Annotated in this window: 1 protein-coding gene; it reads left to right on the top strand. The window is 38.3% G+C overall.

Annotated features, from left to right (window positions below):
* Positions 1–127: 127 nt before the first annotated feature.
* Positions 128–642 (top strand): flagellin N-terminal helical domain-containing protein (locus tag I6E72_RS19645; protein WP_442960312.1); only part of this gene is annotated, 515 nt, incomplete at its 3' end.

A 642-nucleotide genomic window follows, 5' to 3' on the forward strand; every position in this document is an offset into this window, starting at 1 on the left:
AAATAAAAGCTAAAGGTATTTCACTTCCTGCCGTTAACTTAATCAGTAAGGGGCTTGTACATAAATTTGTTACGGCTCTTGGTTAAATCAAAACAGTACTTTTACGAAAGTAATCAGGAGTTTTCTTATGATTTCAGTAAACACAAATGTATCTTCATTAAACGCACAACGTAACCTATCTCAATCAGGTTCTGATTTAGCGACATCAATGGAGCGTTTATCATCGGGTATGCGTATTAACAGCGCAAAAGATGATGCGGCAGGCCTACAAATTTCAAATCGTTTAACATCACAAGTGAATGGTTTAGGCGTAGCTCAAAGAAATGCAAACGATGGTATTTCAATGGCGCAAACAGCTGAAGGCGCAATGAGTGAGTCTACAAGTATTTTACAACGTATGCGTGAATTAGCACTACAATCAGCGAATGGTTCAAACTCATCAGAAGACCGTGAAGCGCTACAAAAAGAAGTATCAGCTTTATCAACAGAGCTAACACGTATTTCAGATACGACTTCGTTTGGTGGTCAGCAATTATTGAACGGCAGCTTCGGTTCAAAATCATTCCAAATTGGTTCAAATGCAAACGAAACAATTAACGTATCACTATCGAGTGTAGCGGCAGAAAAAATTGGTTCTAACCA

The sequence above is a fragment of the Pseudoalteromonas sp. NSLLW24 genome, assembly GCF_015864725.1.
GTDB classification, from domain to species: domain Bacteria; phylum Pseudomonadota; class Gammaproteobacteria; order Enterobacterales; family Alteromonadaceae; genus Pseudoalteromonas; species Pseudoalteromonas arctica.